The sequence below is a fragment of the Streptomyces sp. WAC05292 genome, from assembly GCF_003949955.1.
Classification (GTDB): domain Bacteria; phylum Actinomycetota; class Actinomycetes; order Streptomycetales; family Streptomycetaceae; genus Streptomyces; species Streptomyces globosus.
Map to the genome: position 1 here is coordinate 1 of NZ_RPSE01000233.1, position 9,766 is coordinate 9,766.

Genomic DNA, 9,766 nt, shown 5'->3' on the forward strand with positions numbered 1-9,766 from the left:
GAGCCCAGGGCTGCCCAGTCGATCTTCATGCTGGCTGAACCTTCTCTGCTCGTCAGACCGCGGCGCCCGCCGCCGCGGTCTGACGAGCAGAGAAGGTTCAGCCAGCATGAAGATCGACTGGGCAGCCCTGGGCTCCGTCTTCGGAGTCAGCCTCTTCGCCACCGTCGCCCTCGTCGCCCTGTTCACCCTGGGCATGGTGGGCCTGTCCAAGCACGAGGCGGCCACCGACGCGGGCGGCAGCGCCGGTCTGGCGCGCACCGGCGCCTATGCCAGCTTCGCGCTCTGCGCCGCCGCCGTGGCGTACGGGATCTACCTGATCGTCGCCTGATCGGCCGCGGGACCACCGCCCCCACGCGCAGCCACTCCCCCCGGGCCCGGCCCGGGGGGAGTTCCCGTATGTACGTCCCCGTTCGGGCTGGTCAACGGCAAGTTGACGGGCCATCGCGGTGCGTGGTGGACTGCCGGAGCCATCACGGCGGCAGCAGAGGAAGTCCGGTGCGAATCCGGCGCGGTCCCGCCACTGTCACCGGGGAGCACGGCCGGCCCGTACCGGCCGGCGCCCCGGGAGCCAGGAACTCTCGCCGCCGGACACGTCGAACCAGGGCGCGGACCCTGAGTGAGGACATACCTGCACATGCGTGCCGACCGCGTTTTCGCGTACGGCGCGACGGCGGGCCTGATCGCCGACCGGATCCTCGGTGATCCGCGCCGCGGGCACCCCGTCGCCGCCTTCGGACGAGCCGCCGCCGCCGTGGAACGCGCCCTGTGGCGCGACCGGCGGTCCAACGGCGTGGCCCACGCCGTGGTGTGCGCCGGGGGCGCGGCCGCGCTCGGCGCGCTCGCCGCGCGCGCCGTACGCCCCCGTCCCGCCGCCGCCCGTATCGCCCTGACCGCGGCCGCCACCTGGGCCGTCGTCGGCGGCACCACGCTGGGCCGGGAGGCACGCGCCATCGGCGGCGCCCTCGCCGCCGGCGACGTCGACGTCGCCCGGGAGCGGCTGCCGCACCTGTGCGGGCGCGACCCGCACGCCCTCGACGGGCAGCAGATCGCCCGCGCCGTCGTCGAATCCGTGGCCGAGAACACCTCCGACGCCGTCGTCGGCGCCCTGGTGTGGGGGGCCGTCGCCGGCGTCCCCGGGCTGGCCGCCTTCCGCGCCGTGAACACGCTCGACGCGATGGTCGGCCACAAGTCGCCCCGCCACCTCAACTACGGCTGGGCCTCCGCCCGCCTCGACGACCTCGCCGGCTGGCCCGGGGCCCGGCTGACGGCCCTGGCCGCCGTCGCCGCCGGGCCCGACCGGCGTGGGGCCCTGCGCGCCTGGCGTGCCGACGCCGCCGCCCACCCCAGCCCCAACGCCGGACCGGTGGAGGCGTCCTTCGCGGGCGCCCTCGGCGTGCGGCTCGGCGGCACCCTCGCGTACGAGGGGCGGGTCGAGCACCGGGCCGTGCTGAACGGGGCGTACGGGCGGCCCGTCGAGGTCGCCGACATCGACCGCGCGGTGCGGCTCTCGCAGCGCGTGACCTGGCTGGCACTGGGGGCGTGCGTCGCACTGCGGTTCGCGGTGTCGCGGCGCCCGGGGAAGGGGCGCGGATGAGCGGCGGCAGCCGGCCGGCGGGGGGTCTCCTCGTCGCGGGGACGACCTCGGACGCCGGAAAGAGCGTGGTCACGGCGGGCATCTGCCGCTGGCTGGCCCGGCAGGGCGTGAAGGTGGCGCCGTTCAAGGCGCAGAACATGTCGCTGAACTCGTTCGTCACCCGCGAGGGCGCCGAGATCGGGCGGGCGCAGGCCATGCAGGCGCAGGCGGCGGGCGTCGAGCCGACCGCGCTGATGAACCCCGTGCTGCTCAAGCCCGGCAGCGACCGCAGCAGCCAGGTCGTCCTGCTCGGCAAGCCGGTCGGCGAGATGAGCGCCCGCGGCTACCACGGCGGACGGCAGGAGCAGCTCCTCGGCGTCGTCACCGACTGCCTGGAGCGGCTGCGGGGCACGTATGACGCCGTGATCTGCGAGGGGGCCGGCAGCCCGGCCGAGATCAACCTGCGCCGTACCGACATCGTGAACATGGGCATCGCACGGGCCGCCCGCTTCCCGGTCGTCGTGGTCGGCGACATCGACCGGGGCGGCGTCTTCGCCTCGTTCTTCGGGACGACGGCGCTTCTGTCGGCGCAGGACCAGTCCCTCGTCGCCGGCTACCTCGTCAACAAGTTCCGCGGGGACGTCTCCCTGCTGGAGCCCGGCCTGGAGATGCTCCGGTCGATGACCGGGCGCGCCACGTACGGCGTGCTGCCGTTCCGCCACGGGCTCGGCATCGACGAGGAGGACGGCCTGCGGGTCTCGCTGCGCGGCGCGGGCCGCGAGTCGGCGGTCACGCCGCCGGTGGGCGAGGACGTCCTGCGGGTCGCCGTGTGCGCGGTGCCGCTGATGTCGAACTTCACCGACGTGGACGCGCTGGCGGCCGAACCGGGCGTGGTCGTGCGGTTCGTGGACCGGGCCGAGGAGCTCGTCGACGCCGACCTCGCCGTCGTCCCCGGAACGCGCGGCACGGTCCGGGCGCTGGAGTGGCTGCGCGAGCGCGGCCTGGCCGCCGAACTGGCCCGGCGGGCCGCGGCCGGAAGGCCCGTACTCGGCATCTGCGGCGGCTTCCAGGCACTCGGCGAGCACATCGAGGACGACGTCGAGTCCAAGGCCGGATCCGTGGACGGGCTCGGCCTGCTGCCGGTCCGGGTGCGGTTCGCGCGGGAGAAGACGCTGGCCCGGCCGACCGGCTCGGCGCTGGGCGAGCCGGTCGACGGGTACGAGATCCACCACGGCGTGGCCGAGGTGCTGGGCGGCGAGCCGTTCCTGGACGGCTGCCGGGTCGGCGCGGTCTGGGGCACCCACTGGCACGGCTCGCTGGAGTCGGACGCGTTCCGCCGGGCCTTCCTGCGCGAGGTCGCGGCCGCGGCCGGGCGGCGGTTCACCCCGGCCCCGGACACGTCCTTCGCGGGGCTCCGCGAGAAGCAGCTCGACCTGCTCGGCGACCTGATCGAGGAACACGCCGACACCAAAGCCCTGCTCCGCCTGATCGAGGGCGGCGCCCCCGCGGGCCTGCCCTTCCTCCCGCCGGGGGCACCGTGACCGCCGCCGTCCCCGCACGCGCGGGGAGCGGCGGAGCACCTCGGCCCGGTGGTCGGGCGGCAGAGGGTCAGCCCTGCCGGGGCAGAGAGCATGCAGCCGGCCCGGTTCTGCCCGGACGCCCGAGCGTGCGCATCGACGACAAGCCACTCGAAGGAGTGATCGGTTCATGAGCAGCGCCCTCTTCCCCTTCTCGGCCGTGGTCGGCCAGGACGACCTCCGGCTGGCGCTGCTGCTCAACGCCGTCAGCCCGGCGGTCGGAGGGGTGCTGGTACGCGGCGAGAAGGGCACGGCCAAGTCGACGGCGGTGCGCGCGCTCTCCGCCGTGCTGCCGGAGGTCGACGTCGTACCCGGCTGCCGCTTCAGCTGCGCGCCCGCCGCCCCGGACCCGGCCTGCCCCGACGGGCCCCACGAGCCGGGCCCCGGTACGGCACGGCCCGCCCGGATGGTGGAGCTGCCGGTCGGCGCCTCCGAGGACCGCCTGGTCGGCGCGCTCGACATCGAACGGGCCCTCGCCGACGGGGTGAAGGCCTTCGAGCCGGGCCTGCTCGCGGCCGCGCACCGCGGCATCCTCTACGTCGACGAGGTCAATCTGCTCCATGACCACCTGGTCGACTCGTTGCTGGACGCCGCGGCCATGGGCAGCTGCCACATCGAGCGCGAGGGCGTCTCCGTCCGGCACGCGGCGCGGTTCCTGCTCGTCGGCACCATGAACCCGGAAGAGGGCGAGCTGCGCCCGCAGTTGCTCGACCGGTTCGGCCTGACCGTGGAGGTGGCCGCCTCCCGGGAGCCGGAGCAGCGCGTCGAGGTGGTCCGGCGCAGGCTCGCCTACGAGGACGACCCCGCCGCCTTCGCGGCCCGCTGGGCCGGTGAGGAGGCCCGGGTCCGGGCCGGTGTGGTGGCCGCACGGGCCCTGCTGCCGAAGGTCCGGCTGGGTGACAGCGCCTTGCTGATGATCGCGGCGGTCTGCGCCGGCTTCGAGGTGGACGGCATGCGCGCGGACATCGTCATGGCCCGCACGGGGGCCGCGCTGGCCGCGTGGGCCGGGCGTACGGCGGTGCTGAAGGAGGACGTCCGGCAGGCCGCGCTGCTGGCCCTCCCCCACCGCCGGCGCCGGAACCCCTTCGACGCACCCGGGTTGGACGAGGCCAGGCTCGACGAGATCCTGGACGGCTTCCCCGACGACGAGCCGGAGCCCGACCCGCAGCCCGACCCGGAGCCGGACCCCGGCCCCGGCGGCGACGGGCCGGACGGCGGGGGCCCGGACGGCGGCGGCGTGCCCCCGCAGGGCGGCGGTCCCGGCGGGGCGGCTCCCGACGAGGCCGCTCCCGAGCAGCCGGCGGACCCCTCCGAGGGCCCGGAGGCGCCCGAGGCGCCGGACGCGCCCGCCGCCCCCTCCCCCGCTGCGGCGCCGGCGGCCGAGCAGGCCCCCGTACGGGCGGCCGAGCCGTTCCGGACGCGGATGTTCAGCGTGCCGGGGCTCGGCGAGGGCGCGGCCGGGCGCCGTTCGCGCGCCCGGACCGCGCACGGCCGGACGACGGGCGCGCAGCGCCCCTCCGGGCGGCTGACGAAGCTGCACCTGGCCGCCACCCTGCAGGCCGCGGCCCCGCACCAGCGGGTCCGGGGCCGGTCCGGGCGGGGGCTCGTCGTCCGCAAGGACGACCTGCGCCAGGCGGTGCGGGAGGGGCGCGAGGGGAACCTGGTGCTGTTCGTCGTCGACGCGTCGGGCTCCATGGCCGCCCGGCAGCGCATGGGCGCGGTGAAGGGCGCCGTGCTGTCGCTGCTGCTGGACGCCTACCAGCGGCGGGACAAGGTCGGCCTGGTCACGTTCCGCGGCGCGGCCGCGGAGCTGGCGCTGCCGCCGACCTCCTCGGTGGACGCGGCCGCGGTGCGGTTGGAGCAGTTGCCGACCGGCGGCCGCACCCCGCTCGCCGCGGGCCTGCTGAAGGCGCGGGAGGTGCTGCGGGTGGAGCGGCTGCGCGACCCCAGCCGCCGCCCGCTGCTGGTGGTCGTCACCGACGGGCGGGCCACCTCGGCCGGCGCCCTCGGCGGGGACGCCCGCGAGGTCGCGGCGCGCAGCGCCCGCCTGCTGGCCGCGGACGGGGTGGCGTCGATCGTCGTGGACTGCGAGTCGGGGCCGGTCCGGCTGGGGCTGGCCGGGGTGCTGGCCGCCGACCTGGGCGGGCCGGCCGTCACGCTGGACGGGCTGCGGGCCGAAGCGCTGGCCGGGCTCGTGAAGGACGTACGCACATCGGTGGCGACCGCGTCACCGCTCACCAACAGGAAGGCCGCGTAATGCCGAAGGGACAGCCGACCGTCATCCCCGACGACGGACTCACCACGCGCCAGCGCCGCAACCGCCCGCTCGTCTTCGTCCACACCGGGCCCGGCAAGGGCAAGTCGACGGCGGCGTTCGGGCTGGCGCTGCGCGCCTGGAACCAGGGCTGGCCGATCGGGGTGTTCCAGTTCGTCAAGTCGGCGAAGTGGAAGGTCGGCGAGGAGAACGCGCTGAAGGTGCTCGGCGCCTCCGGCGAGGGCGGCCCCGTCGTCTGGCACAAGATGGGCGAGGGCTGGTCCTGGGTGCAGCGCGACGCCCAGCTCGACAACGAGCAGGCGGCGAAGGAGGGCTGGGAGCAGGTCAAGCGCGACCTGGCCGCCGAGACGCACCGGCTGTACGTGCTGGACGAGTTCGCGTACCCGCTGCACTGGGGCTGGATCGACGTCGACGAGGTCATCGAGGTGCTGCGCGACCGGCCGGGCACCCAGCACGTGGTCATCACGGGCCGCAACGCGCCGGAGAAGCTGGTGGAGTTCGCCGACCTGGTCACCGAGATGACGAAGGTCAAGCACCCGATGGACGCCGGCCAGAAGGGCCAGAAGGGCATCGAGTGGTGACCTCGCACGCCGTCGCCGTCCCCCGCCTGGTGATCGCCGCCCCGTCGTCGGGGAGCGGCAAGACCACCGTCGCGACGGGGCTGATGGCGGCCTTCGCGGGGCGCGGCCTGGCCGTGTCCCCGCACAAGGCGGGCCCCGACTACATCGACCCCGGGTACCACGCCCTCGCCACGGGCCGGCCGGGGCGCAACCTCGACGCGTACATGTGCGGGCCGGAGCTGGTGGCTCCGCTGTTCGCGCACGGGGCGGCGGGCTGCGACCTGGCGGTCGTGGAGGGCGTGATGGGCCTGTACGACGGGGCGGCGGGGCGCGGCGAGCTGGCGTCGACGGCGCAGGTGGCGAAGCTGCTGCGGGCGCCGGTGGTGCTGGTGGTCGACGCGTCGTCGCAGTCCCGGTCGGTGGCGGCGCTGGTGCACGGCTTCGCCTCGTTCGACCCGCAGGTGCGCCTGGGCGGGGTGATCCTGAACAAGGTGGGCTCCGACCGGCACGAGGCGATGCTGCGGGAGGCGCTGGAGGAGGCGGGCATGCCGGTGCTGGGCGTCCTGCGGCGGGCGCCGCAGGTCTCGGCGCCGTCGCGGCACCTGGGGCTCGTACCGGTGGCGGAGCGGCGGGCGGACGCGGTGGCGTCGGTCGCGGCGCTGGCGGAGCAGGTGCGGGCCGGCTGCGACCTGGAGGCGCTGCTGGCGCTGGCCCGGTCGGCGCCGCCGCTGGACTGCGCGGCGTGGTCGCCGGAGCGGGCCGTGGCCTCGGCGGCCGCGGCACCGGCTGCCGCCGGCGCGCCCGCCCCGGGCCCCGGGCGGCGGCCCGTCGTCGCCGTCGCCGGCGGGGCCGCGTTCACGTTCTCGTACGCCGAGCACGCGGAGCTGCTCGCCGCGGCCGGAGCCGAGGTCGTCCCCTTCGACCCGCTGGCCGACGAGGCCCTGCCCGAGGGGACGTCCGCACTGGTCGTCGGCGGCGGCTTCCCCGAGGTGTACGCCCCGGAGCTGGCCGCCAACGAGCCGCTGCGCAAGGCCGTCGCCGGCTTCGCCGCGGCCGGCGGGCCGGTCGCCGCCGAGTGCGCGGGCCTGCTGTACCTGGCGCGGTCGCTGGACGGGCGGCCGATGTGCGGGGTCCTCGACGCCGACGCGGTGATGTCCCGGCGGCTGACGCTCGGCTACCGCGAGGCGGTCGCGGTGTCGGACAGCCCGCTCGCCGCGGCGGGGACGCGGCTGCGCGGCCACGAGTTCCACCGCACGGTGGTCGAGCCGGGCGCCGGCCCCGCCCCGGCGTGGGGGTTCACGCACCCGGAGCGGCGCGTCGAGGGCTTCGTCCACCGGGGCGTGCACGCCAGCTACCTGCACACCCACTGGGCGGCGGAGCCGTCGGTGGCCGTGCGTTTCACGGCCGCGGCGGCAGCGTACCGGTGACGTCACCCCGCGAGGCCCACCACAAGCCAGATCCCGGCCACCCCGCCCACCGTGCACATCAGCGTGGACAGGGCGGGGTGCCGGTGGTGCGCCTCGGGCAGGATCTCGGCGGCCGCGAGGTAGAGCAGCCCGCCGGCGAAGAAGCTCAGGTACGCCCCGAGCGGTTCCTCCGGAAGGGTGAACAGCACAGTGGACGCCGCGCCCACCACGGGGGCGGCGGCGTCCGCGAAGAGCATCAGCAGGGCGCGCTTGCGGGCGTTTCCGTAAAGCCGGGTGAGGGTGTAGGTGTTGAACCCGTCGGCGAAGTCGTGGGTGACCACGGCGAGGGCGACCGCGGTGCCCATGCCGCCGCCGACCTGGAATGCGGCGCCGAGGGCCACCCCGTCGGCGAGGCTGTGGCCGACCATCGCGGCGGCCGCCGTCATCCCGACCTGGGGGGCGCGGCCGACGACACCGTCCCCGCCGTCCGCCCCGTTGCCGCCGTTGCGGCCGCCCGGCGCGCCGTGTGCGGCCTGCCGTACCGCCAGGAGCCGTTCCACGACGTGCGCGACGAGGAAGCCGCCCACGAAGAGCAGCAGAGCGAGCGGTACGCCGAACACGGGCCGGCCCGCCGCCTCCAGCGACTCCGGCAGCAGGTCCAGGCCCACGACGCCGAGCATCAGCCCGCCGGCGAGGCCCAGTACGAGGTGGCGGCGGTCGGTGACGCGCTGCGCCGTCCACCCGCCCGCCAGGGTCATCAGGAACGCGCCCAGCGCCACGATCACGGCCATGCGCCCTTGGATACCGACTGCCGGCCGCGCGTGCACGCGAGCGCGCGGGCCGCGGTCCACGCACGATTGACGACCGGGAAGGGGCAGGAGCCCGATGGGTGAGAACGCGACGCAGCTGGTGGTCGGGGTCGGCGGCCGGGCGGGGGTGTCCGTCGCGGAGGTCTGCGCCCTGGTCGAGGAGACGCTGCGCGGGGCCGGACTGGCGGCCGGGGCGGTGAAGGCGCTGGCGACGGTGGAGTCGAAGGCCTGCGAGGCCGGGATCACGGGCGCGGCGGAACGTTTCGGCGTGCCGCTGTTCAGCTACCCGGCCGAGGAGCTGGCGGGCATTGCCGTGCCGCACCCCTCGGACACGGCCCGGCAGGCGGCCGGCACCCCCTCGGTGGCGGAGGCGGCGGCGCTCGCGACGGGCGGTGAACTCCTCGTGCCGAAGCGCCGCTCGGTGGCGGCGACCTGCGCGGTGGCGACGGCGCAGGCACACGACCTGCGCCACCACGGCGACGCCGAGGTCCGCGACGACGGCGGATCGCTGGTGGACCTCGCGGTGAACGTACGGGCGCACATGCCGCCGGAGTGGCTGAAGCAGCGCATCGCGGCTTCGCTCGGCGGTCTCTCCGCATACCCCGACGGGCGCGCGGCCCGCGCGGCGGTGGCGGCTCGGCACGGGCTGCCGGCCGGCCGGGTGCTGTTGACGGCGGGGGCCGCGGAGGCGTTCGTCCTGCTGGCCCGGGCCCTGGACGTGCGGCGGCCGGTGGTGGTGCATCCGCAGTTCACCGAGCCGGAGGCGGCGCTGCGGGACGCGGGGCACCGGGTGGAGCGGGTCCTGCTGCGGCCGGAGGACGGCTTCCGGCTGGATCCGGCCGCGGTGCCGGAGGAGGCGGACCTGGTGGTCGTCGGCAACCCGACGAACCCGACGTCCGTACTGCACCCGGCGGCCGCGCTGGCGGCCCTGGCCCGCCCGGGCCGGATCCTCGTCGTGGACGAGGCGTTCATGGACGCGGTGCCCGGGGAGCCGGAGGCCCTGGCCGGCCGCACGGACGTGCCGGGCCTGGTGGTGCTGCGGAGCCTGACCAAGACATGGGGCCTGGCGGGGCTGCGGATCGGGTACGTGCTGGCGGAGCCGGAGGTGGTCGCGCAGCTGGAGGCGGCGCAGCCGCTGTGGCCGGTGTCGACGCCCGCGCTCGTCGCGGCGGAGGCGTGCGTGGCACCGGCGGCCCTCGCGGAGGCGGAGGCCGCGGCCCGGCAGATCGAGGCGGACCGGGAGCACCTCCTGGCCGGGCTCGCCGAGTTCGAGGAGGTCACGGTGGCGGGGACGGCCCGCGGGCCGTTCGTCCTGATCCGGGTGGCCGCGGCGGCGCAGGTCAGGATGCGGCTGCGGGCGCTGGGCTTCGCGGTCCGCCGCGGGGACACCTTCCCGGGCCTGGACGGCGACTGGCTGCGCCTGGCGGTGCGGGACCGGGCGACGACGGGCCGCCTCCTGCAGGCGCTGGACCATGCCCTGACCCTGACGGCCGCGGCCCGCTGACCCCGGCGCCCGGCCGAGGCCGGGCGCCGGGGTCAGCGGGCCGCGGCCGTCAGGGTCAGGGC

8 protein-coding genes and 1 riboswitch are annotated in these 9,766 nt (G+C 76.6%); of the genes, 7 read left to right on the forward strand and 1 reads right to left on the reverse strand.

Annotation, left to right across the window (positions count from 1 at the left end; translation table 11 throughout):
• The first annotated feature begins 106 nt into the window (after positions 1-106).
• The 6 genes from EF903_RS21760 to EF903_RS21785 all read left to right on the forward strand — a co-directional run bounded on the left by EF903_RS21760 (position 107) and on the right by EF903_RS21785 (position 7,412).
• Positions 107-328, forward strand: coding sequence for a hypothetical protein (locus EF903_RS21760; protein WP_125545683.1), 222 nt, complete (start codon positions 107-109; stop codon positions 326-328).
• A 155-nt stretch (positions 329-483) separates the two neighbouring features.
• A riboswitch (cobalamin riboswitch) is annotated at positions 484-578 on the forward strand.
• Between the two features lie 56 nt (positions 579-634).
• Complete coding sequence (locus tag EF903_RS21765) at positions 635-1,594, forward strand: cobalamin biosynthesis protein (protein WP_125545685.1); 960 nt, start codon at positions 635-637, stop codon at positions 1,592-1,594.
• Positions 1,591-3,114, forward strand: a complete 1,524-nt coding sequence (locus EF903_RS21770) for a cobyric acid synthase (protein WP_125545687.1) — start codon at positions 1,591-1,593, stop codon at positions 3,112-3,114. Before EF903_RS21765 ends, EF903_RS21770 begins: the two co-directional genes overlap by 4 nt.
• Positions 3,115-3,280: 166 nt before the next feature.
• On the forward strand, positions 3,281-5,407 hold the full coding sequence (locus EF903_RS21775; RefSeq protein ID WP_125545689.1) for a putative cobaltochelatase: 2,127 nt from the start codon (positions 3,281-3,283) through the stop codon (positions 5,405-5,407).
• Entirely contained in the window at positions 5,407-6,006 is a 600-nt protein-coding gene (gene cobO / locus EF903_RS21780) for a cob(I)yrinic acid a,c-diamide adenosyltransferase (protein ID WP_125545691.1), read from the forward strand. The genes EF903_RS21775 and cobO overlap by 1 nt, the downstream gene beginning before the upstream one ends.
• Entirely contained in the window at positions 6,000-7,412 is a 1,413-nt protein-coding gene (locus tag EF903_RS21785) for a cobyrinate a,c-diamide synthase (RefSeq protein ID WP_125545693.1), read from the forward strand. Before cobO ends, EF903_RS21785 begins: the two co-directional genes overlap by 7 nt.
• A gap of 2 nt (positions 7,413-7,414) precedes the next feature.
• Here the strand turns inward: EF903_RS21785 and EF903_RS21790 are convergent, their stop codons facing one another.
• A complete protein-coding gene (locus EF903_RS21790; protein ID WP_125545695.1) occupies positions 7,415-8,182 on the reverse strand; it encodes a ZIP family metal transporter in 768 nt (255 codons plus the stop codon).
• Between the two features lie 94 nt (positions 8,183-8,276).
• Between EF903_RS21790 and cobC the strand changes: the two genes are divergently transcribed.
• On the forward strand, positions 8,277-9,704 hold the full coding sequence (gene cobC / locus EF903_RS21795) for an Rv2231c family pyridoxal phosphate-dependent protein CobC (RefSeq protein WP_125545697.1): 1,428 nt from the start codon (positions 8,277-8,279) through the stop codon (positions 9,702-9,704).
• Positions 9,705-9,766 lie beyond the last annotated feature (62 nt).

What these genes read in the sequence shown, in the direction of transcription:
- EF903_RS21770 (WP_125545687.1), top strand. Translation starts at nt 1,591, where the DNA reads ATGAGCGGCGGCAGCCGGCCGGCGGGGGGTCTCCTCGTCGCGGGGACG.
- EF903_RS21790 (WP_125545695.1), bottom strand. Translation starts at nt 8,182, where the DNA reads ATGGCCGTGATCGTGGCGCTGGGCGCGTTCCTGATGACCCTGGCGGGC.
- cobC (WP_125545697.1), top strand. Translation starts at nt 8,277, where the DNA reads ATGGGTGAGAACGCGACGCAGCTGGTGGTCGGGGTCGGCGGCCGGGCG.
- EF903_RS21760 (WP_125545683.1), top strand. Translation starts at nt 107, where the DNA reads ATGAAGATCGACTGGGCAGCCCTGGGCTCCGTCTTCGGAGTCAGCCTC.
- EF903_RS21775 (WP_125545689.1), top strand. Translation starts at nt 3,281, where the DNA reads ATGAGCAGCGCCCTCTTCCCCTTCTCGGCCGTGGTCGGCCAGGACGAC.
- EF903_RS21765 (WP_125545685.1), top strand. Translation starts at nt 635, where the DNA reads ATGCGTGCCGACCGCGTTTTCGCGTACGGCGCGACGGCGGGCCTGATC.
- cobO (WP_125545691.1), top strand. Translation starts at nt 5,407, where the DNA reads ATGCCGAAGGGACAGCCGACCGTCATCCCCGACGACGGACTCACCACG.